The sequence below is a fragment of the Rhodoferax sp. genome (assembly GCF_025354435.1).
GTDB lineage: Bacteria > Pseudomonadota > Gammaproteobacteria > Burkholderiales > Burkholderiaceae_C > Rhodoferax_B.
On sequence record NZ_JANXMU010000016.1, the window covers coordinates 21,235 to 44,374 of the forward strand.

A 23,140-nucleotide genomic window follows, 5' to 3' on the forward strand; every position below is an offset into this window, starting at 1 on the left:
GTGCTGGGCTACAGGGGATCTGCAATGGACGCAAAGCGTGGATGGAGGGGCTTGCTGCTGGGCGCTGCGCTGCTGGCGGCTCCACTGGCGTGGGCGCGTGACGGGGTGGAGGTGGGCGGTAATTCGGCGTTTTCCAAGCTGGTGCCCGCCGCCTCGGTGGAGCAAACTGCCCGCACGCAGTACCAGCAAACTCTGCAGCAGGCCAACCAGCAGCAGGCACTGGCCCCGGCCAACCACCCGCAACTGCTGCGCCTGCGCCGCATTGCCGCTCGCATCATTCCGTTTGCCGCCGACTGGAACCCGCGTGCCAAAGACTGGCAGTGGCAGGTCAACCTCATCGGCAGCAACCAGATTAACGCCTGGTGCATGCCCGGCGGCAAGATCGCCTTTTACACCGGCATTCTGGACACCCTAAAGCTCAGCGACGACGAAGTGGCTGCGGTGATGGGCCACGAAATTGCCCATGCTCTACGTGAACACGCCCGCGAACGCATGGGCAAGTCCATGGCCACTAACGTGGGTGCCAACCTGCTGAGCCAGTTGCTGGGGGCTGGGGATCTGGGCAACACGGTGATTGGCGGCGGCGCGCAGTTGCTCAGCCTGCAGTTCAGCCGCTCGGATGAAACCGAGGCCGATCTGGTGGGCCTGGAGCTGGCGGCCCGCGCCGGTTTCGACCCACGCGCCGGTATCACCCTGTGGCAAAAAATGGCGGCCCAGAACAAGGGCGCGCCACCCCAGTGGCTCAGCACCCACCCGGCAGGCAGCAACCGCATCGCCGAGATGCAGAAAAACCTGCCCAAGGTGATGCCGCTGTACGAGCGGGCCAAGAAAAGCTAAGTCAGGCGCTTCCCATCACCTATCCACGGATTACATCCATGCTTACTTGCTATTTGCGCTATGTCATTGACCCCTACAAGCTTGCCGAGTTTGAGCATTACGGCAAGCTGTGGATTCCGCTGGTCGAGCAGTTCGGCGGTCAGCACCACGGCTACTTTTTGCCGTCCGAGGGCGCGAACAATATTGCGCTGGCGATGTTCACCTTCCCATCGCTGGCGGCCTACGAGGTCTACCGCGCCGAATCCTTGCAAGACCCGGCCTGCCAGGCGGCGTTTCGCTACGCCGAGGAGACGCGCTGCATCCTGAGCTACGAGCGCAGCTTTTTCCGGCCCGTGTTCGCCTGAAGCGGACGAGGGCAGACCGGGCTCAGGTCACCGGGGCCGGGTTGAATAGCACCAACGCGTTGTGCAGCTTCCAGTGTTCGGCCCAGGTTTTTTTGCGGCCACTGGCCACTTCCAGCATCAGCTTGAACAGCTCCCAGCCCACGTCTTCGATGGTGGCGTCGCCGTCGGCAATCGTGCCTGCGTTCACGTCCATCAGGTCGTGCCAGCGGCGGGCCAGGTCGCTGCGCGTGGCGACCTTGATCACGGGCACCTGGGCTAGGCCGTAGGGCGTGCCGCGGCCGGTGGTGAAGACGTGCAGGTTCATGCCGGCAGCGAGCTGCAGCGTGCCGCAGATGAAGTCGCTGGCCGGAGTGGCGGCATAGGTCAGCCCCTTTTGCTTGATCTTTTCGCCCGGTGACAGCACGCCGGTGATGGCCACGGAGCCGCTCTTGACGATAGAGCCCATGGCTTTTTCGACGATGTTGGACAGCCCGCCTTTTTTGTTGCCGGGTGTGGTGTTGGCGCTGCGGTCCACCTTGCCGCGCTGCAGATACGCGTCGTACCAGGCCATCTCGCGAATCATGGCTTCGGCGACTTCGGGGGTGCTGGCGCGGGAGGTGAGCTGGTCGATACCGTCACGCACCTCGGTGGTTTCCGAGAACATCACGCTGGCCCCGGCGCGTACCAGCAGGTCGGTGCAATAGCCCACGGCGGGGTTGGCCGTTACGCCCGAGAACGCGTCGCTGCCACCGCACTGCACGCCCACCACCAGCTCGCTGGCGGGCACAGTGACGCGGCGGCGGGCGTTCAGCCGCTCCAGGTGCGGGGTGGCCTGGCGCAGGATGGAATCCACCATCGACATGAAGCCCACGTGCGCATCGTCTTGCAGGCACACCAGGTCCAAAGGTGGAGCGGGTGCGCGCTCGTCGATCAGCGGGATGGTGCCGGGCGGCATCAGGCGCTCGGGTTGCAGCTTTTCGCAGCCCAGGCTGACCACCATCACCTCGCCGCCAAAGTTGGGGTTTAGGCTGATGTTGCGCAGGGTGCGGATGGGGATCTCGGCCCCCGGCGCGTCGATGGCCACGCCGCAGCCGTAGCTGTGCTCCAGCGCCACGACATCATCCACGTTGGGGAAGCGGGGCAGCAGCTCGGCCTTGATGCGTTGCACCGCAAAGTCGGTGACCCCGGCCACGCACTGCACGGTCTGGGTGATGGCCAAAATATTGCGCGTGCCCACCGAGCCGTCGGCGTTGCGGTAGCCCTCAAAGGCGTAGCCCTCGAGTGGCGGCTGGGCTTCGGCCTTGACCGTGGCCATGGGCAAGTCGGTCAGTCCGCGCGCATCGGGCATTTGCAGCAGGCGCTCGTGCACCCAGCTGCCAGCGGGAATGTCTTTCAAAGCGTAGCCGATGGGGATGCCGTAGCGCAGCACCGGGCCGTCTGCGGGCAGATCGACCAGCGCCACTTTGTGGCCTTGCGGCACTTTGTCTAACAACACCAGGCCGTTGGGCAACACCGTGCCGGGCGGCAGGCCGCCGTCGTTGGCTACGATGGCGACGTTGTCGCGCACGTGCATGCGGATGGTGTGGGGCGGGCGGGTGGGCGTGGCGAGAGAAGTGGCTTCGGTCATCGTGGCATCCTTTTGCCTAGATTATCTGACAACTTAAAAAGTTGTCAAGCAAACTAAGGCAGAGGCGTGCTCTCGAAAATCCGCCGTTTGGCGTTCAGGATGTGGATGCGGATGGCTTCTGCGGCCTCGGCAGGGGCGCGGCGGGCGATGGCATCCACGATGGCCTGGTGCTCGGCCTGGGTGGCGCGTACGCGGGTCGGGCTCTTCTTGTCGGTGACGTTGCGAGCCAGTTCGATGAACTGCCTAATTGGGGCCACGCTGGTGGCGATGGTGGCCACAAAAAACGGGTTGTGCGAGGCACTGGCGATGGCCAGGTGGAAGCGCACGTCTTCCTCGGCCCCAGAGTGACCGCCCTCCATGGCGGTGTTCAGCGCGGCAAAGGCGGCGTGCAGGGCTTCCAGGTCGTCCGCGTCGCGGAACTTGGCGGCCCCGGCGGCAGCCCCCATTTCAATACAGCTGCGAAACGCGTAATAGCGCTCGATGTCGGCCAGGTTTTTGATTGGCGTGGCCACCACCATCGGAGTGCCCGGCGCGCGGATGACGGTGCTGCCCGCGCCGCGCTTGGAGTCGATGATGCCGTCCGAACGCAGCCTCGCCAGCGCCTCGCGCACCGTGGGCCGCGACACGCCAAACTGGGCACTCAAAGCGCCCTCGGTGGGCAGCTTGTTGTGCGGTGCAAAGTCGCCACGCAGGATGGCCTCGACCACGCGGGCGTAGATGCGGTCCGGCAGGGAGCCGACTCCGTCGTTTTGCAGCAGGGTGGGGGTCATGGAGATGCGGGTTCGGGTGGTACTGCACGGCATTGTGACAGGTGCACCGTATTTGCCTAACAGATGAGCGTGGTTTGGCTTAAGTTGTAAGACATGATTACCGTACCAGCCGCTAAGGTCCGTCGCTAGAGCATTGTCGGAAAATATAGCTAAATAGGCTTCTAGCGCATATTAAATATACACTAGTAGCTATTTATTTGATAGCAAATGCTATGGAGCCGGTAGGGGCCGTTCAATCCCCGTCTTCGTCAAAGAAGCTGATGGTGAACTGCAGGGTGGGGCCCAGGTCTTTTTCGGCGAAGTGTTGCAGCTCCTTCAAGGCGGTGATCAGCTGGCGCTGCGGCACGCTGGCGGCGGCCGGGTCGCGGCTGGCCAGCAGGCGCTCCATGGCGTGGTCCACTTCGGCCACGGCTTGCTGCAGGAGCATGGCCTGGGGCGCGTGGTTTTGCGCCAGCAGGTAGCCGTGCACACTGGGCGCATCCGTGGCGGCAGAGGCGCCGATGGCCAGGCTGCGCAAGGCCTGCCAGTGGAGCACCCAGGCCTGTACCGTGTGGCCGCGGGCGCTGCGGTTGAAAGTAGCGAAACGCCCGGTGTTGATTTTTTGCAGCGTGCGGTCGATGTCTTCGCGCCACAGCTTTTGCAAGGCACCGTTCCACAGGTTCAGAAACTCGTACATCGCGTACTCGGCCTCCTGGTCGTCCCAACCGGCTTGCAGGGCGGCGGCATAGGCGCTTTGCAGGGCCAGGGCTTCGGCCACGATGTCGCTGGCCAGCTGTTCCGCGTAGTGGCAGGCGGGCGTGTGCGGGCGCAGCTTGCCGGGCCACAGCAGCCATTCCAGCGCGGGCAGGCCTTTGGGCGGGGCGCTGATGGATTCCAGCGTGGTCGCGTCGGGCGCAACGGTGCGCACCGCCTCGGCAATGGCTTCGGGCCGGGTGGGCATGAAGTCCAGGCTGCGCGGCGAGCGGCGCGCCAGCAGCGCCCCGCCCCGCACGGCCGAGAAGCGCTCCCAGGCCGACACCGTGCGCAGCCACTGTTGCTGGGCACGGGCCAGCGCCTCGGGTTCGGTGGCCGCGTCGGCGGCACACAGCTGTTGCAGCGGGCCGACCAGGGCCTGGCTTTGCGTGGCAAAGTCGTTGGCCCCCGGCAAGTACCACTGGGTGTAGATGCCGCGCACGAAGCGGGTGTAGGCCTCGAACGGCTGGTCGGCGGGGGCCGCCCAGGCCGGGGCGGTGCAGCCCAGGGTGATCCACAGCAACAGGGTGCGCAGCATGGGAGCTCCTACTCAGAACGTACTTTTAGAACTTGTGGCGCAGGGCCACTTCGTAGCCGGTGCCATTGCGAGCGCTGGCTTCGGCACCGGACTTGGCAAAGGTCTTCATGCGCTCCTGGGCCAGTGAGACGGCCACCAGCGTGCGCTTGCTGAAGTCGTACTGGTAGCCCAGGCCCAGGCGCACGCTGTCCTTGTCGCTGGAATGGTCGCCGGTGGTCTTGATCTGGTCGCCATCGATCCAGCGCAGCGAGGCCAGCAACCGGTGTTGGCCCAGCGGCACGATGGTGCCCAGGGTCAGCACCCGTTCGGCCCCGGTGTCGGCCAGGTTCAGCTTGGACGAGCGTGCGTACAGGCCGAGCAGCTTGAAGCGGGTGAAGTCATACGAGCCCGCCAGGGTGACGGTGGTGCGGGCATCGTCACCGGCTTTGTCGGGCGAACCTTCGACATAGCTCTCGCGCTGGTACGAGCTGCTGAGCGACAGCGGGCCCTGGTCGTACAGCGCCACCAGACCATAGGCGCGGGTGTGCACGCCTTCGCCGGGGGCGGCACCCACACCCAGCTTTACACCGCTCCAGCGCGGGGTGGCGTAGTAGATGGCGTTGTTCCATTTTTGGAACACGCGGGCGGTGCGGCTGCCGTTGGCGGCCAGGCTGTCGCCGTCAAAAGCCTCAAAGCGGCTGGCATTGGCCTCGTCGGCCGGGCTGGACTGTTTGCCCAGGGTGATGCTGCCCAGCTTATGGCTTTGCAGGCCGACGTAGGCGTACTGCTTGAAGAGCTGGCCGGTGGCGTTCTTGTCGGTTTGCACCACGCCGGTGTCGGCATCGAAGCGTGACTCCAGCCGGAACACGGCAGCCAGGCCGCCGCCCAGGTCTTCCTTGCCGATGAAGCCAAAGCGCCCGGCCGAGCTGTTGCCCACCGACCACTGGCGGTCGTCGTTTTTGGACAGGTCGGTGGGCGTGTTGCGCAGACCCACGTCGACCCGGCCATAGAGCGTGTAACTGGATTTTTCGCCAGATGTTTGGCTATAGGCCGCAGTGCCCAGTAAGGCCAGGCCGATGGCGGCCAGGGTGCGCAGATGGGTGCGGTGGGGGGGTTGTGGGGGAAGTGGTGTTGCATAGTTGTCTCCTCGTTGTTGTTGGAAAGTCAGGGTTAGGGAAAGGGAGTCAAAATTTCAGGGCCCGGGCCAGGCTGGTGGCCTTTGCATCGCGGCTACCCAGTGGGGCCAGGCCAAAGCGGTCTTCGATCAGTTTCAGGATGGAGACGGTTTCGTACTGGGTGTGGTCGATGTGGCCACCTTCGCTGAACGGCGACACCACGATGGCGGGAATGCGCGAGCCGGGGCCCCAGCGGTCGCCCTTGGGCGGGGCGGCGTGGTCCCAGAAGCCACCGTTCTCGTCGGTGGTGACGATGACCACGGTGTTCTTCCACTGCGGGCCGGCCATGATGGCGTTGACGATCTCGGTGGCTTCGGCATCGCCTGCGGCCACGCTGCCGCGGCCCGGGTGCATGTTCATGCCGCCGGTGGGTTTGTAGAACGCCACCGGGGGCAGGGTGCCGCCGCGTACATCGGCCATGAAATCTTCGCGGTCCTTCAGGTGGGCTTTGCGCTCGGCGGCGCTGTCGATGAAGCGCTTGAAGGCGATGAGCGGCTGGTGGTGGTACGAAAAGCTGGCCACGCCTTTACCCGCCTGGTTGGCGGCCACGGCGCGGTTGAAGTCCTGGCCGTAGTAGGCCCAGGGAATGCCTTTGTCGCTCAGGCGGTCGCCAATGGTGGGGGCGGTTTGCGGTGGCAGCAGCGCCTGTTTTTTGGTGGGATCAAACAGCCAGGTGCTTTGCAGGGTGTTGACGGCATAGCCGTCTTGCGTCACATAGGCTTCGGGCTCATCCGGCTCGATTGATCGGCCTTGAGCGTCCAGCGCCACGATGTGGTGGGGCGCGTTGGCGTACACCGGCGTGCAGGCGCAGACCAGCCAGAAGTGGTTCAGGAACGAGCCGCCAAAGGCCGACTGGAAGAAGTTGTCGGCCAGGGTGAAGCGCTGCGCCAGTTTCCACAGGCCCAGCGAGCTGCCGTCGTAGGTGCCCATCAGCAGGCCACCACTGTTGCCGTCGGCCACGAAGCGGTCGTTGCGCCCACCGTTGATTTGCCGCTGGTTGGCCCAGAAGGCGTGGATGGGGCTGAACATGGTGTCGTTCAGGCCGACCTTGGGGTCGAGGCGGAACGGGCCGTTCGGGATGGGGGCGCTCAGGCGCGCATCGGGCTTGCCGGTTTTGTCCGCCAGTGGCGGGGGCAGCACGGCGTAGGGCTGGTTGTTGGCATCCACCTGGACCACGCCTTGGCCCAGCGCCCGGGCATTGGCTACGCCGTTGGCACCGGGGTATAGGCCAAACAGGTGGTCGAAGCTGCGGTTTTCCAGGTAGACCACCACGATCTGGCCGATTTTGGCCAGTTGGGGGTCGGGCACCAGGGCCTGCTGGTAGGTGCTGCAAGCGGACAGCAGCAAGGCGGTCGCCAGGGCGACGGGTCGTAAAGGCAGGCGCATCAAAGTCTCCTGTGGTGTAAGGATAAAAACGCAACGCACACGTGTGCAACGCAGTGCAAAAAAAGGGGTGTGGTGGCCCCTGTGGGCTGGCTTACAGGCTGGTGTGCCCGTAGCAGGTCTTCAATTGGGCGTAGTCGTAGTAGTGGCTACCTGTCGCAAAACGTGCGCTGTCGCACGCGGCCTTGAAGTCGGTTTCTTTCTCGTTGTAGAGCATCTTGACCAGCACTGTGCCGCTGCTGTTCTTCACCACGTCCCACTGCATATTGGCCGCCATGGGTGCCACGTAGTCGCCGCGCCAGGGGTTGTTGGTGTAGCTGTACAGGGTGGCCAAGGGCTGCTGTTGCAACACGTTTTTAAGGCCCATCTTGGAGGCGAAGGGGATGACGATTTCGGCATACGCAAAGCGCAGCTTAGCGACGTGGGCGAGGTTGCCTTTAGCGATGGCATCGACTTCGGTGAAGAAATCGTCTTCCAGGATTTGCGCCATCTTCCAGGTCACGCTGCCTTTCTCGGTGATGCTGGGGCCCATCTTGTAGAAGTCGGCGGCGTCCTGGGTAAAGGCAAAGTACTGGGCCTGTGCCAGCGGCATGTAGCCGGTGAAATCTACGCCCGCCTCGCTTTTCATGGCCGGGGCAATCACGTACAGCTCGTACAGCAGGGAGGCGGCTTCACCCAGATTGGTGATGCCGGTTTTGCCGTCACCCGCCAGGGTGCTGCTGAACTTGCCGTCGTCGCTGGTGTAGCTGAAGCTGCCGGTGTTGGCAAAGCTGTAGGTGCCTGCTTCGATCTTGTCCACAAAGGCTTTGGTGAACAGCCGCTCCAGCACCACGCGCCCGGCGGTTTTGGCCGCGGGGTCGGCCAGGATGGCAGCTTGCTTGGCAGCCAGGTCGCTGTCTTTCAGCCAGTTCTGGAAGGCCTGGCTGTCCTGGTAGGTGGGGTACAGCGGGTCGGCGGGGTTGGTGACCAGGTCGGTGGCGGTCACCAGCTTGTGGAAGTAGAGCAGGAAATGGTTGGTTCCCGCCGGTTGGGCCACGGGGGCGGCTGCCGGGTAGGGCGCGGGTGCGGCAGGGTAGTTCACCAGGCTGGTCAGGTTGGTTTGCGCGGCCAGCAACGACTTGACGAAGAAGGCACCGCTGTCTACCGCGCGGTCCACACCCTAGGTGACCACCACGATCTGGCGGGGACTGCTGCTGGCGGCGGCACCGGCCTGGGTGAACAGGGCCGCGTTGCGGCCCAGCATGCGTTGGGCGAGTTGCGTGTGTTCGGTGATGCCGACCTGGGTTTCATTGCCGTAGCCCGGCTTGCTGATGCCCGCCACGTTGTAGCCGAGCAGAAAGTTGGCCTTCATGATCTTCAGCACATCGGGGCCCAACTGGGCCCCGAGGGCGGTGAGGGCACCGTCGTCCGAGGCTTTTTTCCACATGTTGTAGACGGCCAGGTCGTACTTCAGGCTGGACAGGCCGCGCGAGCCGTGGCGTGCCATGAGCTGGGTGTAGACCGTGCTGTAGCCGCTGGGGGGCGTTTCGTAGGTGGAGGCACTTTGCTGCGGGCTGTACGGTGTCTTGGTTTGGTAGTAGAGGTTGGCGTTGGCGCTGGCTGCGCTATCGCCACCCCCGCAACCGGCCAGGGTAAGGGCGACGCTGCCCAGGACGTAGGCGAGCGGGCGTTGGAGTGCGGTGGTGTGGACCATGGAGTTTCTTCGGTTGTGGGGAGCTTGAATTTAGAAAATCTAGTCGTCGGGCGTTACAGCGTGGTGACCGGATCGATCAACGCCAGCAGCGGCGCATACACGCCAGCGGCGGCGGCGATGATGGGGTTGCCGTCGTGCAGGCCGTTGTTAGCCAGGAAGTCGTTGACTTGGCCACCGGCCTCCATCACCAGCACGATGGCGGCCAGGCAGTCCCAGGAGTTGATGTGCGGCTCGTAGTAGCCGATGAGGCGACCGGCGGCCACATACGCCAGCATCAGCGCACCAGAGCCGTTGCGGATGAACATGCCGCCGCCCGACAGCAGCCGGTCCAGAAACGGCACAAAGGCACTCACCGGCACCCGGTGCGAGAAGCCCACGCCCAGCACGCCTTCGGTGATGCTGCGGGCGCTGTGGACCTGCATGGGTAGCTGGTTCACAAACGCGCCCTGGCCTGCGCAGGCGTGGAACATCTCGTCGCTGTTCGGGTCGAATACCACGCCGATCACCGGCGTGCCGGCATGCATGACCGCGATGGACAGGCACCAGGCGTGCATGCCATTGACGAAGCAGGCCGTGCCGTCGATCGGGTCGATGACCCACAGGTAATCGGCGTCGGCATGGTCAAGCCCGCCTTCTTCGCCCAGAAAGCCGTCGTTGGCAAAGCGTGCCAGCACCTGGGCGCGGATGTAGAGCTCGGTATCTTTGTCCGCCGCACTGACCATGTCCTGCAGTCCCTTGGACTCAATGACCAATTGGTCGCGCTTGCGGAACCATTCCAGAGCCTGCAATCCCGCCTCGCGGGCGATGGTCTGCACCAGCGCGTAGCGCGCGGCAATACCTGCGGTGCTCATGCCCGGCCTCCCACGATGCAGACACCGTGTTTCGCAAAACCGATGCCCACCGAGGAGCCGACGGCCAGCGGCTGCTGCACATCGGTCTGCCGCACAAACAACTCGCCCAGTGGCGACTCCACCGCGTACTGCATTTCGGTACCCAAAAAAGCTGCGTGGCGCACTTGGCCCACCAGGATGTGCTGGCGGGTGGCAGGGGCCAGATGTACCGCGTCGGGCCGCACCGCAATGCGGATCTCGCCACGGTAGGCACGGGGGTTCGCCAGTTGCACTGCCAGGCCGCCAACCAGACAGTCGGCCTGGCCCGCGGACACGTGGCCGAGGATTTCGCCGGTGACGCGGTTGGCATCGCAGATGAAGTCGGCCACGAACTCGTCGGCCGGGGTGTCGAAGAGCTCGCGCGGCGTGCCCTGCTGGGCGATGCGCTGGTGGTTCATGACGATGATCTGGTCGGAGACGGCCAGGGCTTCTTCCTGGTCGTGGGTGACGTACACGGCGGTGAGCTGCAGGCGCTGCTGGATTTCGCGGATTTCTTCGCGCACCCGGCGGCGCAGCTTGGTGTCCAGATTCGACAGCGGCTCGTCCAGCAGCAGCACCTGGGGCTTGAGCACCAGGGCGCGGGCCACGGCCACGCGCTGTTGCTGGCCGCCCGACAGCTCGCTGGGCAGGCGCGGACCGTAGTCGTGCAGGCCGACCAGGCGCAGGCCTTCCAGGGCCTGTTCACGCGCATCGGCCTTGCGGGCACCGCCGACCTCCAGGCCGTAGGCCACGTTTTCCAGCACCGTCATGTGCGGGAACAGCGCGTACGACTGGAACACCATGCTGACATTGCGCTCGATGGCCGACTGCTGGGTGACATCCTGGCCGCCTATGAAGATACGGCCCTGGCTTACATGTTCCAGCCCGGCGATCAGCCGCAGTGTGGATGTCTTGCCGCAGCCGCTGGGGCCGAGCAGGGTGACCAGCGTGCCTTGCGGAATGCTGAAGGACACATCGTTGACGGCGACGACCTTGCCGTATTGTTTGGTGACGCGCTCAAAGACCAGCGCGCCTTGCGTTGTTGCAACACTCATGATTCAACCTTTAAGGAATAGACAGGGGCCGGGGCGGAGCCCTCAACCCGTTCGACGCGGCGCAAGCGCCGTTTGCCGACCAAACTTTGTGCCGCCAGCACGATGACCAGCATCACCACGATCAAGGCGCTGGAGTAGGCGATGGCGATGCCGTACTGGCCGTTTTCCACCAGCCCGACGATGTAGGCCGTGGCCATGTTGTATTTCGCGCTGACCAGAAAAACCACCGCGCTGATCGAGGTGATGGAGCGCACAAAGCTGTACACCAGCGCTGCGCTCAGGGCCGGGCGCATCAGCGGCAGAATCACCCGCCGGGCGGTGGTGAAGCTGTTGGCACCCAGCATGGTGGAGGCTTCGTCCAGGCTGCGGTCGAGCTGGCTCATGGCCGCCATGCCGCCGCGCAGGCCCACCGGCATGTTGCGGAACACAAAGCACAGCACCAGGATGGCGGCGGTACCGGTCAGCTCGATCGGCGGCATGTTGAAGGCCAGGATGTAGCTGATGCCGATGACCGTACCGGGGATGGCAAAGCTCAGCATGGTGGCGAACTCGAATGCGCCTTTGCCCGCAAAGCGCTGGCGTACCAGCAGCCAGGCGGCCATCAGGCCCAGGGCGGCGGTCAGGGGCGCGGAGATCCCGGCAATCATCAGGCTGGTGAACAGCGAGTCCCAGGCCGTACCGATCCAGCGCAGCCCGTGGCCGTCAGATTCGATGCCGAACGCACTGGCGTAGTGGCGCAGGGTGAAGCTGTTGTCACGGCCCCATTGGTTGACAAAGCCACCGCCCAGAATCATGCCGTACAGCACCAGCGTGAAACCGGTCCATAGCGTGGCGACGACCGCCAGCACGGCAGACAGACGGCGGTCCAGCCCGGCGTGCTGGCCATTGTCGGCCTTGCCGGTCACCGTGGTGTAGGACTTGTTGCCCAGCCAGTGGCGCTGCGCCATGAAGGCACTGACCGCGAACACCAGCAAGATCAGGCCTAGCCCGGCGGCGCGGCCGCCATCGTTCTGCGCACCGACAATGGCGAAGTAGATTTCGGTGGACAGCACACCGTAGTTGCCGCCCAGCACCATGGGGTTGCCGAAGTCGGCCATGCTCTCGATGAAGGCCACCAGAAAGGCATTTGCCAGGCCGGGCCGCATCAACGGCAGCGAGATGCGCCAGAAGGTGGTCCAGCGCGTGCCGCCCAGGGTTTGCGAGGCTTCTTCTACCGAGGGGCTCACGCCTTCGACCACGCCGATCAGCACCATGAAGGCGATAGGCGTGAACGACAGCAGCTGCGCCAGCCAGACACCGTAAAAACCGTACAGGCCGCGCCCGGCGGGCACATCGAAGGCACTCGCCACCCAGGCCGAAACCACACCGCTGCGCCCAAATAGCAGAATCAGTGCCAGGCCGATAACGAACGGTGGCGTGATGATGGGCAGCACCGTCAGCGCCCGCAGAATGCGTTTGAAGCGGAAACCGGTGCGCGTCACCACCAGGGCAAAAGTCAAGCCCAGCAGGGTGGAACCGGCCGCGGTGCACAGCGCCAGAAACAAGGTGTTCCAGGCCACGCCGCAACCGCGGGCACCGCCCAGGCAGCCCAGCGACCAGATGCGGCCATCGGCCACACGGTTCCACGCGGCCTGGAGGCTAAAGCCTGCTTCCTGTTCGAAAGCGCCAGCCAATACCCGCAACACCGGGAACATCACAAACAACCCGACGAGGGCGGCCAGCATGGCGATCACGCCGCACACGAAGACATCGCCCCGGCAGGCGCCCATCCAGGCCGCACCGTTGCTCAGTACAAACACGGCACTGGCCGTGAACAGCAGCGCGCCCCAACCCAGGCCTGGCAACCCTGCACCGGCAGGGCCCCAGCCCAGATAGGCCAGCCATACCAGGGCGGCCAGTGCCAGCCCACCCACAGCGCCGCCCCGTACACGGCGTTGCAAGGGGGCCAGACTGAGCAGGCCCGCGGCGATGGGCCACAGCACCAGGGGCAGCAGGCCCCAGCGTTGGAACTGCAGCACCTGCCACAGTGCGGAGGCGGTGGTGTCGCTGCCGGGCCAACCGGCGGCCAGCCATTCGCCGCCAAAGAAGCCCGTTTCTTGGGCGTGCCAGGGCACCAGCACGCTGGCGACTAGGGCTAGCAATAGCCAGCCACGTAAAGACTTATTCACAAGCCGTATCTCTCTGTTGGGTGGTGTGTCGGGGGCTCAACGGGGCAGCGAGAAAAGCTCGTCGTCCCAGTGTTTGAGCAGGCGCTTGCGTACCTCTTCGCTGCCGTATTTGGCAAAGTCGTAGTTGATGGTCTTGATCGATTCCAGGCGCGGTGCCTTGGGTGGGATGCTGGCTGCCTTGTTGGAGGGCACTTGGTACGAACCTGCTTTGACCGCCAGAGATTGCACGTCGGCCCGCAGTGCAAATTCGTAGAAGCGCTTGGCCGTGGCCATGTTCTTGGCACCTTTGACCAGGCTCATGGAGCCGATCTCGTAGCCCGTACCTTCGCAGGGCGAGACAATTTCGACCGGGAAACCGGCTACGGTTTCCTTCAGCAGATCGTGCTGGAAGGTGATGCCGATGGCGGTTTCACCGCGTGCCAGGGCTTTGGAGGGGGCCGAGCCACTTTTGGTGTACTGGCTTACGTTGTCGTTCATTTTTTTCATGAACGCAAAGGCTTCGTTTTCACCTTGGAGTTGCACCAGGGTGGCGATGGTGGCGTACGCGGTGCCGGAGAAATTGGGGTTGGGGATCTGGATCTCGCCCTTCAGAGCCGGATTCAGCAGGTCCTTCCAGCACTGCGGAGGAGCCAGTTTCTTTTGCTTCAGCAGTTCGGGGTTGTAGCCAGTGCCGAGCAGACCGGCGTAAATACCGACGGTGCGGTAGCCGGAAATTTCGGCCTGCTTCTGCGCCCAAGGCTGCAGTTTATCCAGCAAAGGGGATTTATAGACTTCGGTGAAGCCGGCGGCGGCAGCCTGCAGGTGCGGGTCGCCAGTGCCTGCCCACCAAATGTCGGTCTTGGGGTTGCTGGCTTCGGCGCGGATCTGTGCAAATATTTCACCGGCACTTTTGCGCACCATGGAGACTTCCACCTGCGTCTCTTTTTCAAACGCATTGCGCATCAGCTCGCACCAGTCGTTGTCGGCTGCGCAGAGCACGTTGAGGCGGTCGGCCGCCTGGCTGGCCAGGGGCAAGAGCAGCAGGGAAGATAAGACGAGTTGTTGGGTCAGTTGGCGTTGCATGGTTTGTCTCCAGAGTAGGTCGCACATTTTTTGAAGTGCTTTGCACACGTGTGCAATGTAAAGCGAATGGCGAGAAATGTGATCTAGGGTCTTCCCTGAGACGGGACTATGGGCGCAGGGTAGAGCGCTCGACCAGTGCCACGGGGAGCTGAAGCATGCGGCCAGGCATGTCGGGTTCCTGCATGCGCTCGGCTAGGCAGGTGACGGCCGCTTCGGCCAATGCGTCCACGTCCTGGCGCAGGGTGGAAAGCGCGTAGGCGGACAGGCCCGCCATCGGAATGTCATCGAAGCCGATGACCTGGAAATCCTCCGGTACTTGCAAGCCAAAATGCCGACGCGCACCATCCACCAGACCGCATGCCAGCACGTCGTTGGCGCAAAACACACCGTCAGGCCGGGCCTGTGTATCGGCCAGCAGGGCGTGTGCGGCTTCGAAGCCACCGGCATAGGTGGCCGCCGCCGCTTCCATGTGGCGCAACACCACCCCACCGCGCTCGACCGCCGCCGCCAGTGTCTGCACAAAGCCTTCGCCGCGCACGCTGGCGCTGTAGGTGGCAGTTGCCGAGCTGAGGAATACCAGTGAGCGGGCCCCCTTGGCGAGCAAGGCCCGTGCGGCCATCGCACCCCCTTCAAAATGGTCGCTGTTGACGACATCTACGCCTTCCAGGTCGGGCGCACGGTTGATCATGGCCACGGGAACGCGCAGGCGCAAATACTCTTTGGCCAGCTGGATGGGCGGCGTGCCCGATGTCAAGATCACCCCCGCAATCCGGTACTGCAACAGATGCCGCAAAGACTTGGCCAGTTGCGCGGGCTCGCTGGCATCCATCAGCAAAGGTGCCAGTGAGCGCAGCGCCAGATGGTGGGTAATAGGCCCGAGCAGGCTTTGCAGAAACGGGTCGTCAAAGCCCTTGACTACGACCCCTACCAGATTGCTTTGGCGCTGGATCATGCTGCGCGCCAATATGTTGACTTGGTAGCCCAGGGCCTCTGCTGCGCGCTGGACTTTCTCGCGGGTTTCCGGGGACACGCTGGCACCTTCGGTAAAGGTGCGCGAGACCGCCGAGCGGGACACACCTGCTTTGCGCGCGACATCGGCCGCGGTAATCCAACCGGAGGGGTTCTCTGTGGTCATGGCGGATGGGGGCGCTTACAGCGTCAGTTCGTAGTCCACCGTGATGGGCGCGTGGTCGCTGAACTTCACGTCCTTGTAGATATGTTCCGTGCGCGCCAGCGCTGCCAGGGCGGGCGTGGCCAGGTGGTAGTCGAGCCGCCAGCCCACGTTGTTGGCGTAGGCCTGGCCGCGGTTGCTCCACCAAGTGTAGGCGGTGTCGGTAGCGGTGGGCTGCAGTTGGCGGTACACGTCGACCAAGCCCATACCAGCGGCCTCGGCGGCTTCGGGGTGGGCCAACACGTACGTCATCCAGGCGCGCTCTTCGGGCAGGAAGCCGCTGTTCTTTTGGTTGCTGCGCCAGTTTTTCAGGTCAATCTGCTGGTGGGCGATGTTCACGTCGCCGCACAGAATAAATTCGCGGGTTTTCTTCAGATGGGCGAGGTAGGGGCCCATCTCGGCCAGAAAGCGGAACTTGGCCAGTTGCCGATCTTCGCCCGACGAGCCACTGGGGAAATAGCAGCTGATGATGGACAGCTTGCGGGTCGGTGTGTCAAAGCGCAGCTCCACGTACCGGCCCTCGGCATCAAATTCGGTAGAACCGTAGCCAATCACCACATCGCTGGGCGTATGCCGGGTGTACACGCCAACGCCCGAGTAGCCCTTTTTTTGCGCAAAGTGAAAGTGTCCCTGCAAGCCCGCCAGTTGCTCGAACTTGCCCTGCACATCGGCGGCCTGGGCCTTGACTTCCTGGACACAAATACAATCCGGAGCGATGGCGGCAATCCAGGCTTCAACGCCTTTGCTGGTAGCCGAACGGATGCCGTTGAGATTCAGGCTGGTTAATTTGAACAAGGATTTTCCCCATGGTGATTAGCAATGCGCCCACTAGCTTAGCGCAGGAATTTGTACAGTTTGCGGTGGAGTCCGGGGTGCTGCGCTTTGGCGAATTCAAAACCAAGGCCGGGCGCATGAGCCCCTATTTCTTTAACGCCGGGCTGTTTGACGACGGTGCCCGCATGCAGCGCCTGGCCGAATTCTATGCACAGGCCTTGCTCCACAGCGGCATTGAGTTTGACATGATTTTTGGCCCCGCTTACAAAGGCATTCCGCTGGCTGCCACGGTGGCGGTAGAGCTGGCGCGGCGTGGCCGCAATCTGCCGTTTGCCTATAACCGCAAGGAGGCCAAGGACCATGGCGAAGGCGGCAGCTTGGTGGGCGCACCGCTGAAGGGCCGGGTGTTAATCGTGGACGACGTGATGTCGGCTGGCACCGCCGCCCGCGAGTCGATTGCGCTGATCCAGGCTGCCGGTGCCACGCCCCACGCGGTGGTGATTGCGCTGGACCGCCAGGAGATGGCCACCGAGGACGGCCGTGATGTTCCGCACAGTGCGGTGCAATTTGTGCGCAACCAGCTGGGAATGCAGGTCTGCGCTATTGCCAAGCTTGCTGACTTATTACAATACTTGCAACAAAATGATACAAATGAGCTTCGGGCGCATTACCCACGGGTGCTAGCCTACCGGCAGCGTTACGGAGTTGACGAAGGAACCATGTGATATGTCGGGCTAAGGTTTGGGGCATTAGCGTGCTGTGCAGTGGTCTGCTCAGCACTGCTTCTGCGCAGGGCATTTTTACCTGCACCGACAGCCGGGGCAAAAAAATCACCTCCGACCGGCCCATCCCCGAATGTATGGACCGCGAGCAAAAAGAGCTCAATGCCAGCGGCACCGTCAAACGCAGCCTGGGCCCTACCCTCACCGCCCAGGAAATCAGCGCCCAGGAAGTACGCGACAAAAAAGAGGCCGAAGACCGTGCCCGCGTCAGCGATGAGCGCCGACGCAACCGCGCCCTGCTCACCCGCTACCAGAACCAGGCCGCCCATGATGCCGAGCGCGCCAGTGCCCTGACCCAGGTGGATGCCGTCATCCAGACCGCCAACAAGCGCATGGCCGAACTGGCCGAGCAACGCAAAGTTCTGGACAGCGAGTTGGAATTCTATAAAAACGACCCCAGCAAAGCACCGGTCTACCTCAAGCGCCGCGTTACCGAGTTCCAGGAGAACCTGGTCGCCCAGCAACGCTTCATCGCTAACCAGCAGCTAGAGAAAAAGCGTGTCAATGACCGCTTCGACGAAGAGCTGTCCCGGCTCAAGCCGCTGTGGGCCGGGGTGGTCAATTAGTTTAAGCTATGTATTTAATAGCTTCTAGCCTATATTCCATATAGGCTAGAGCCATAAAAAGCATATAAGCTGAGGACTCAGCCCGCCAGTTTGACCTTGAGCAGTGCGTTGACCTGGCCCGGATTCGCTTTGCCCGCACTGGCTTTCATGATCTGGCCGACCAGGGCATTCAGCGCCTTCTCATTGCCCGCCTTGAACTCGGCCACGTTCTTGGCATTGGCGGCGATCACCGTGTCCACGATGGCCTCCAGCGCGCCGGTGTCGTTCATCTGCTTCAGGCCCTTGGCCTCGATGACCGCATCCACCTCGGCATCCGCGTCGGTCCACAGCACATCAAACACCTGCCTGGCCGCGTTGTTGGAGACGGTGCCGTCGGCAATGCGGTCCAGCAGCTTGGCTAGCTGGTCGGCCGCCACCGGGGCCTGGGCGATGTCCAGGTCTTGCGCGTTCAGGCGGCGGGCCACCTCGCCCATCACCCAGTTGGCCGCCAGCTTGGGTTGCGCGGGTTGGCCTGCGGCAATCGCGGCCTCGAAGTAGCGGGCGATGCCCTTGCTTTGCGTCAGCGCCGTGGCATCGTATTCGCTCAAACCATAGTTCGCCCCAAACCGGGCCGCCATCACCCGCGGCAGCTCGGCCATCTCGGAGCGCACGCGCTCCACCCATTCCGGGGCCACCACCAGTGGCGGCAAATCGGGGTCGGGGAAGTAGCGGTAGTCGGCGGCATCTTCTTTGGTGCGCATGGCGCGGGTCTCACCCGTGTCGGGGTTGAACAGCACGGTGGCCTGCTGGATCGCATGGCCGTCTTCGATCTGCTCGATCTGCCAGCGCACTTCAAAATCGATGGCCTGCTGCATGAACTTGAAACTGTTCAGGTTCTTGATCTCGCGGCGCGTGCCCAGCTCGGCCCCGGGCTTGCGCACCGAGACGTTGGCATCGCAGCGGAACGAGCCTTCTTGCATGTTGCCGTCGCAGATACCGATCCAGGTGACGATCTTGTGCAGCTCCTTGGCGTAGGCCACGGCCTCGGCGCTGGAGCGCATGTCGGGCTCGGTGACGATCTCCAGCAGCGGCGTACCAGCGCGGTTCAGGTCGATGCCGGTCTGGCCGATGAATTCTTCGTGCAGCGATTTGCCTGCGTCTTCTTCCAGGTGCGCACGCACCAGGCGCACGGTCTTTTTCTCATCACCCAAAAAGAACTCCACCGAGCCGCCTTGCACCACGGGGATCTCGAACTGACTGATCTGGTAGCCCTTGGGCAGATCAGGGTAGAAGTAGTTCTTGCGCGCAAACACGCTGCGCGGCGCGATGGTGGAGCCCAGCGCCAGCCCGAGCTGGATGGCGCGTTCGACCGCGCCCTTGTTCATCACCGGCAGCGTGCCCGGCAGGGCCAGGTCCACGGCGCAGGCCTGGGTGTTGGGCTCGGCCCCGAAGGCGGTGGAGGCGCGGCTGAAAATCTTGCTGGCGGTAGACAGCTGGGTGTGGGTCTCGAAGCCGATGACGACTTCATAGCCCTGGACCAGCAGGGAAGGGAGTGCTTTGCTCATATTCAGAAACCGGCGGGTTGTTGGCGGTGGAAATCGGTGGCCTGCTGGAAGCGGTGCGCAATGTTTAGCAGCTTGGCTTCTTGCAGGTAGTCGCCAATCAGTTGTAAGCCGACGGGCATACCGCCTTCACCCAGGCCGGCCGGGATGCTCATGCCGGGCAAACCGGCCAGGGACGAGGGCAGGGTGAAGATGTCGGCCAGGTAGGCCGCTACCGGGTCGGCCGACTTGTTGCCCAGCTTCCAGGCTACGGTGGGGGCGACCGGCCCGGCAATCACGTCGCACTGCTTGAAGGCTTGCTGGAAGTCGTCGGCGATCATGCGGCGGATTTTTTGTGCCTGCAGGTAGTACGCGTCGTAGTAGCCGTGGCTCAGCACGTAGGTGCCGATCATGATGCGGCGCTTGACCTCGTCGCCAAAGCCTTCGGCGCGGGTCTTTTTGTACATGTCGATCAGGTCGGTGTATTGGTCGGCGCGGTGGCCAAACTTCACACCGTCGAAGCGGCTCAGGTTGCTGGAGGCCTCGGCCGGGGCGATCACGTAGTACACGGGAATCGCCATCTCGGTGCGCGGCAGGGCGATGGGCACCAGTTTCGCACCCAGCTTGACATACTCCTGCAAGGCGGCATCCACAGCGGCGCGCACGTCGGCACTGAGGCCTTCGCCGAAGAACTCGGCGGGGATGCCGATGCGCAGGCCGTCGATGGACTCGTTCAGGCTACGGCTGTAGTCTTCGGCGGAGATGTCCAGCGAGGTGGAGTCGCGGTCCAGGTCCGGGCCGCACAGGGCCGACAGCAGCAGGGCGCAATCTTCGGCGCTGCGGGCCATGGGGCCGGCTTGGTCCAAGCTGGAGGCAAATGCCACCATGCCGTAGCGGGAGGCGCGGCCATAAGTGGGCTTGATGCCGGTGATGCCGCAAAACGAGGCCGGTTGGCGGATGGAGCCGCCCGTGTCGGTGCCGGTGGCGGCGGGTACCAGGCGCGCGGCCACGGCCGCCGCACTGCCGCCCGACGAGCCGCCCGGAATGCGCGTGGTGTCCCAGGGGTTCAGCACCGGCTTGAAGGCCGAGTTCTCGTTGGCCGAGCCCATGGCGAATTCGTCGCAGTTCAGTTTGCCCAGCGTCACGATGCCCTGCTGTGCGAGCTGCTTGACAACCGTGCTATCGAAAGAAGAGCGGTAGCCGTTCAGCATTTTGGAACCAGCGGTGGTCGGGAAGTCTTTGGTGACAAAGATGTCCTTGTGCGCCATGGGCACGCCTTCCAGCGGGCCGGCCGTGCCGTTGGCCAGCCGTGCGTCGGCAGCGAAGGCCTGGCGCAGGCTGACGGCTTCGTCCATTGCCAGGTAGGCGCCCAGTGGTGCGTGGGTTTCGGCGCGGGCCAGAAAGTGTTGGGTGGTCTCGACGGCGGATACCTTGCGGGCGCGCAGCAATGCCGCCAGTTCGACCACGCTCAGGTCGTGTAGCTGTGTAGGGAGGCTCATGGGGTTGCGGGCGCTTTATTCGATGACTTTGGGAACGAGGAACAGGCCCCGCTCAACGGCGGGCGCGGTTTGCTGGTTGGCTTCGCGCTGGTTGGTTTCACTGACCACGTCGTCGCGCAGGCGCAGCACGATGTCGTGCATCACCGCCACCGGGTGGGCCAGGGGCTCGATGCCGGTGGTGTCTACCGCGCGCATGGTTTCGACGATGCCGAAGAAGCCGTTGAGCTGGTTCAGCAGGCGGTCGCGCTCAACGGGTTGGAGTTCCAGGCGGGCCAGGTTGGCGATGCGGTCGAGTTCAGGGAGGGTCAGGGCCATGTCTTAAACAGGGTTGCGAACGAAAGTAAAGCGGGGTTTCCGCGCAGTTGGCGCAGGTTAGCCACAGGAGATGCGGTATTATCCCGCCTTTGGTCGCGCGGTCGCTTCGCGACATTGTTTTGCACCAAGAAACCTATCTAAGACTTTTGCAGAACCCGGGTGGCGGGCCTGTTGACCACAATATTGCCCACAACCTGGGCACTGCAAGAGTCATGACTATCTAGAACCGTATTACACGGCGATGGCGTGCCGATGCGCAGGCCATGCCCGAGAGGACTTTGCATGTTTGGGACTTTCCGTCGGTATTTTTCTACCGATCTGGCCATCGATCTTGGCACCGCCAATACCCTGATTTACGTACGCGGCAAAGGCATTGTGCTGGACGAGCCGTCCGTGGTCGCCATCCGCCACGAGGGCGGGCCGCAAGGCAAAAAAACCATCCAGGCCGTGGGCAAAGAAGCCAAGGCCATGCTGGGCAAAGTGCCGGGCAACATCGAGGCCATCCGCCCGATGAAAGACGGCGTGATTGCAGACTTCACCGTCACCGAGCAGATGCTCAAGCAGTTCATCAAGATGGTGCACCCCCGTGGCGTGTTCCGTCCCAGCCCGCGCATCATTATCTGCGTGCCCTGTGGCTCCACCCAGGTCGAGCGCCGGGCCATCCGTGAGTCCGCTTTGGGCGCGGGTGCCTCCGAGGTCTACCTGATCGAAGAACCCATGGCTGCGGCCATTGGTGCCGGTTTGCCGGTGTCGGAAGCCAGCGGCTCCATGGTGGTGGACATCGGCGGTGGTACCACCGAAGTCGGCGTGATCTCGCTGGGCGGCATGGTCTACAAGGGCAGTGTGCGCGTGGGCGGCGACCGTTTCGACGATGCCATCATCAACTACATCCGCCGCAACTATGGCATGCTGATTGGCGAGCCTACCGCCGAAGCCATCAAGAAGAACATCGGCTCGGCCTTCCCCGGCTCCGAAGTCAAAGAGATGGAAGTCAAGGGCCGCAACCTGTCTGAAGGCGTGCCGCGCAGCTTCACCATTTCCAGCAACGAAATCTTAGAGGCTCTGACCGACCCGCTGAACAACATCGTCGCCTCGGTCAAGAACGCGCTGGAACAAACCCCGCCCGAACTCGGTGCCGACATTGCCGACCGCGGCATGATGCTGACCGGTGGCGGCGCGCTCTTACGCGATCTGGACCGCCTGCTGGCCGAAGAAACCGGTCTGCCGGTGCTGGTGGCCGAAGAGCCGCTGACCTGTGTGGTGCGCGGCTGCGGTATTGCCCTGGAGCGCATGGAGCGTTTGGGCTCGATCTTCACCAGCGAATAATCTTCGCGGAACACGCCAACCAGAGGTAGGGCGATGCCACTCGGTACGCTGGACAGGACCCCGCCCCCGTTCTTCAACCAGGGCCCCTCGGCCCTGACCAAACTCATCTTTTTTAGCGCGCTGGCCCTGTTTCTGATGGTGGCCGATGCGCGCTTTGCGCTGATGCGCCCGCTGCGTGCGGGCTTGGCCACGGCCCTGTACCCGGTGCAGTGGGCGGTGATTGAGCCCATCCGCCTGGTGCTGGGCGGCAGCGCTTACTTCTCCAGCCAAGCGAATTTGCAAGCTAAGGCCGATGCCGCCCAGCGCCTGCTGACCACCCAGTCGGTACGCGCCGGGCTGGTAGAGCAGCTCACCCTGGAAAACACCCGCCTGCGCCAGTTGCTGGAGTTGCGCGCCCACATCACCACCCCGGCCCAAAGCGCCGAAGTGCTGTACGACGCTGCCGACCCCTACACCCACAAAGTCGTGATCGACAAAGGCACGACCCACGGTGTGGTGGCGGGCTCGCCGGTGCTCGACGGGCTGGGCGTGCTGGGCCAGGTCACCCGCGCCTACCCGATGGTCAGCGAGGTCACCTTGCTGATCGACCGTGACCAGGCCATTCCTGTGCTCAACACCCGTACCGGCGCGCGCAGCGTGGCCTATGGCGACCCGGCCTCGTACGGCGGCCAGCTGGAGCTGCGTTTCATGGCGGGCAACTCCGACGTGCAGATCGGCGACGTGCTGACCACCAGCGGCGTGGACGGCGTGTACCCGCTGGGCCTGCAGGTCGCCAAAATTGCCAAGATCGAGCGCCGTGCCGACTCGGCCTTTGCCCGTATCTATTGCACGCCGGTGGCCCAGGTGGCCGGTCCACAGCATGTGTTGGTGCTGCAGCCGGTGGCCTCGCAGATCCCCGACATGCCACCCGCTCCCGAAGTGGTTGCTCCTAAAAAAGGCGCTAAAAAATGATGCTGAACGCGCGTGGGAGCTTCCC

Annotated in this window: 20 protein-coding genes and 1 pseudogene; 6 read left to right on the plus strand and 15 right to left on the minus strand. The window is 63.7% G+C overall.

The genetic code is table 11. From position 1 onward, the window contains the following. The first annotated feature begins 24 nt into the window (after window positions 1–24). Together Q0T48_RS04095 and Q0T48_RS04100 are read left to right on the plus strand one after the other, a co-directional pair. Window positions 25–837: a M48 family metallopeptidase gene (locus tag Q0T48_RS04095; RefSeq protein ID WP_295952792.1), complete on the plus strand. Its 813-nt coding sequence runs from the start codon at window positions 25–27 to the stop codon at window positions 835–837. A 38-nt stretch (window positions 838–875) separates the two neighbouring features. Continuing rightward, entirely contained in the window at window positions 876–1,181 is a 306-nt protein-coding gene (locus Q0T48_RS04100) for an NIPSNAP family protein (RefSeq protein ID WP_295952794.1), read from the plus strand. A gap of 22 nt (window positions 1,182–1,203) precedes the next feature. Here the strand turns inward: Q0T48_RS04100 and garD are convergent, their stop codons facing one another. The 12 genes and pseudogenes from garD to Q0T48_RS04160 form a co-directional block, all read right to left on the minus strand. Then, complete coding sequence (gene garD / locus Q0T48_RS04105) at window positions 1,204–2,787, minus strand: galactarate dehydratase (protein ID WP_295952798.1); 1,584 nt, start codon at window positions 2,785–2,787, stop codon at window positions 1,204–1,206. Window positions 2,788–2,840: 53 nt separating this feature from the next. Beyond that, window positions 2,841–3,557: a FadR/GntR family transcriptional regulator gene (locus tag Q0T48_RS04110; protein ID WP_295952800.1), complete on the minus strand. Its 717-nt coding sequence runs from the start codon at window positions 3,555–3,557 to the stop codon at window positions 2,841–2,843. 232 nt (window positions 3,558–3,789) lie between these two features. After that, a complete protein-coding gene (locus Q0T48_RS04115; RefSeq protein WP_295952803.1) occupies window positions 3,790–4,827 on the minus strand; it encodes an imelysin family protein in 1,038 nt (345 codons plus the stop codon). Window positions 4,828–4,852: 25 nt separating this feature from the next. Continuing rightward, window positions 4,853–5,974: a porin gene (locus Q0T48_RS04120; protein WP_366887928.1), complete on the minus strand. Its 1,122-nt coding sequence runs from the start codon at window positions 5,972–5,974 to the stop codon at window positions 4,853–4,855. A gap of 16 nt (window positions 5,975–5,990) precedes the next feature. Next, on the minus strand, window positions 5,991–7,367 hold the full coding sequence (gene acpA / locus Q0T48_RS04125) for an acid phosphatase (protein ID WP_295952806.1): 1,377 nt from the start codon (window positions 7,365–7,367) through the stop codon (window positions 5,991–5,993). 91 nt (window positions 7,368–7,458) lie between these two features. Further along, window positions 7,459–9,057: pseudogene (locus Q0T48_RS04130) on the minus strand (histidine-type phosphatase). Between the two features lie 53 nt (window positions 9,058–9,110). Continuing rightward, window positions 9,111–9,908 (minus strand): inositol monophosphatase family protein, encoded by a 798-nt coding sequence (locus Q0T48_RS04135; RefSeq protein ID WP_295952809.1) that lies wholly within the window; start codon window positions 9,906–9,908, stop codon window positions 9,111–9,113. Beyond that, on the minus strand, window positions 9,905–10,981 hold the full coding sequence (locus tag Q0T48_RS04140; RefSeq protein WP_295952812.1) for an ABC transporter ATP-binding protein: 1,077 nt from the start codon (window positions 10,979–10,981) through the stop codon (window positions 9,905–9,907). Before Q0T48_RS04140 ends, Q0T48_RS04135 begins: the two co-directional genes overlap by 4 nt. Next, complete coding sequence (locus tag Q0T48_RS04145) at window positions 10,978–13,149, minus strand: iron ABC transporter permease (protein WP_295952815.1); 2,172 nt, start codon at window positions 13,147–13,149, stop codon at window positions 10,978–10,980. Before Q0T48_RS04145 ends, Q0T48_RS04140 begins: the two co-directional genes overlap by 4 nt. Window positions 13,150–13,185: 36 nt before the next feature. Continuing rightward, on the minus strand, window positions 13,186–14,211 hold the full coding sequence (locus Q0T48_RS04150) for an ABC transporter substrate-binding protein (RefSeq protein WP_295952818.1): 1,026 nt from the start codon (window positions 14,209–14,211) through the stop codon (window positions 13,186–13,188). Window positions 14,212–14,317: 106 nt separating this feature from the next. Beyond that, the gene (locus Q0T48_RS04155; RefSeq protein WP_295952820.1) at window positions 14,318–15,346 is read right to left on the minus strand and encodes a LacI family DNA-binding transcriptional regulator; all 1,029 of its coding nucleotides are present in this window, start codon (window positions 15,344–15,346) and stop codon (window positions 14,318–14,320) included. 15 nt (window positions 15,347–15,361) lie between these two features. Continuing rightward, on the minus strand, window positions 15,362–16,177 hold the full coding sequence (locus Q0T48_RS04160) for an exodeoxyribonuclease III (protein ID WP_295952823.1): 816 nt from the start codon (window positions 16,175–16,177) through the stop codon (window positions 15,362–15,364). Window positions 16,178–16,188: 11 nt separating this feature from the next. Between Q0T48_RS04160 and pyrE the strand changes: the two genes are divergently transcribed. Both pyrE and Q0T48_RS04170 read left to right on the plus strand, forming a co-directional pair. Beyond that, window positions 16,189–16,881: an orotate phosphoribosyltransferase gene (gene pyrE / locus Q0T48_RS04165; protein WP_295952826.1), complete on the plus strand. Its 693-nt coding sequence runs from the start codon at window positions 16,189–16,191 to the stop codon at window positions 16,879–16,881. Between the two features lie 29 nt (window positions 16,882–16,910). Continuing rightward, window positions 16,911–17,504, plus strand: a complete 594-nt coding sequence (locus Q0T48_RS04170; protein ID WP_295952829.1) for a DUF4124 domain-containing protein — start codon at window positions 16,911–16,913, stop codon at window positions 17,502–17,504. Window positions 17,505–17,581: 77 nt separating this feature from the next. Here the strand turns inward: Q0T48_RS04170 and gatB are convergent, their stop codons facing one another. From gatB to gatC, 3 genes are read right to left on the minus strand one after another with little or no spacing between them, the layout of a single operon-like run. Next, window positions 17,582–19,048 carry an Asp-tRNA(Asn)/Glu-tRNA(Gln) amidotransferase subunit GatB gene (gene gatB / locus Q0T48_RS04175; RefSeq protein ID WP_295952831.1) on the minus strand — a complete coding sequence of 489 codons (1,467 nt, stop codon included), beginning with the start codon at window positions 19,046–19,048 and terminating at the stop codon, window positions 17,582–17,584. 2 nt (window positions 19,049–19,050) lie between these two features. Further along, a complete protein-coding gene (gene gatA / locus Q0T48_RS04180; RefSeq protein ID WP_295952833.1) occupies window positions 19,051–20,523 on the minus strand; it encodes an Asp-tRNA(Asn)/Glu-tRNA(Gln) amidotransferase subunit GatA in 1,473 nt (490 codons plus the stop codon). 15 nt (window positions 20,524–20,538) lie between these two features. After that, the gene (gene gatC / locus Q0T48_RS04185; RefSeq protein ID WP_295952836.1) at window positions 20,539–20,838 is read right to left on the minus strand and encodes an Asp-tRNA(Asn)/Glu-tRNA(Gln) amidotransferase subunit GatC; all 300 of its coding nucleotides are present in this window, start codon (window positions 20,836–20,838) and stop codon (window positions 20,539–20,541) included. 282 nt (window positions 20,839–21,120) lie between these two features. Between gatC and Q0T48_RS04190 the strand changes: the two genes are divergently transcribed. Both Q0T48_RS04190 and mreC read left to right on the plus strand, forming a co-directional pair. After that, entirely contained in the window at window positions 21,121–22,164 is a 1,044-nt protein-coding gene (locus Q0T48_RS04190) for a rod shape-determining protein (protein ID WP_295952839.1), read from the plus strand. Between the two features lie 33 nt (window positions 22,165–22,197). Beyond that, window positions 22,198–23,115: a rod shape-determining protein MreC gene (gene mreC, locus Q0T48_RS04195; RefSeq protein ID WP_295952841.1), complete on the plus strand. Its 918-nt coding sequence runs from the start codon at window positions 22,198–22,200 to the stop codon at window positions 23,113–23,115. The last annotated feature ends 25 nt before the right edge of the window (window positions 23,116–23,140 follow it).

Bases quoted from the DNA above. Each gene is read 5' to 3' on its own strand.
- Q0T48_RS04095 (WP_295952792.1), top strand. From the start codon at position 25: ATGGACGCAAAGCGTGGATGGAGGGGCTTGCTGCTGGGCGCTGCGCTG.
- Q0T48_RS04100 (WP_295952794.1), top strand. From the start codon at position 876: ATGCTTACTTGCTATTTGCGCTATGTCATTGACCCCTACAAGCTTGCC.
- garD (WP_295952798.1), bottom strand. From the start codon at position 2,787: ATGACCGAAGCCACTTCTCTCGCCACGCCCACCCGCCCGCCCCACACC.
- Q0T48_RS04110 (WP_295952800.1), bottom strand. From the start codon at position 3,557: ATGACCCCCACCCTGCTGCAAAACGACGGAGTCGGCTCCCTGCCGGAC.
- Q0T48_RS04115 (WP_295952803.1), bottom strand. From the start codon at position 4,827: ATGCTGCGCACCCTGTTGCTGTGGATCACCCTGGGCTGCACCGCCCCG.
- acpA (WP_295952806.1), bottom strand. From the start codon at position 7,367: ATGCGCCTGCCTTTACGACCCGTCGCCCTGGCGACCGCCTTGCTGCTG.
- Q0T48_RS04135 (WP_295952809.1), bottom strand. From the start codon at position 9,908: ATGAGCACCGCAGGTATTGCCGCGCGCTACGCGCTGGTGCAGACCATC.
- Q0T48_RS04140 (WP_295952812.1), bottom strand. From the start codon at position 10,981: ATGAGTGTTGCAACAACGCAAGGCGCGCTGGTCTTTGAGCGCGTCACC.
- Q0T48_RS04150 (WP_295952818.1), bottom strand. From the start codon at position 14,211: ATGCAACGCCAACTGACCCAACAACTCGTCTTATCTTCCCTGCTGCTC.
- Q0T48_RS04155 (WP_295952820.1), bottom strand. From the start codon at position 15,346: ATGACCACAGAGAACCCCTCCGGTTGGATTACCGCGGCCGATGTCGCG.
- pyrE (WP_295952826.1), top strand. From the start codon at position 16,189: ATGGTGATTAGCAATGCGCCCACTAGCTTAGCGCAGGAATTTGTACAG.
- gatB (WP_295952831.1), bottom strand. From the start codon at position 19,048: ATGAGCAAAGCACTCCCTTCCCTGCTGGTCCAGGGCTATGAAGTCGTC.
- gatA (WP_295952833.1), bottom strand. From the start codon at position 20,523: ATGAGCCTCCCTACACAGCTACACGACCTGAGCGTGGTCGAACTGGCG.
- gatC (WP_295952836.1), bottom strand. From the start codon at position 20,838: ATGGCCCTGACCCTCCCTGAACTCGACCGCATCGCCAACCTGGCCCGC.
- Q0T48_RS04190 (WP_295952839.1), top strand. From the start codon at position 21,121: ATGTTTGGGACTTTCCGTCGGTATTTTTCTACCGATCTGGCCATCGAT.
- mreC (WP_295952841.1), top strand. From the start codon at position 22,198: ATGCCACTCGGTACGCTGGACAGGACCCCGCCCCCGTTCTTCAACCAG.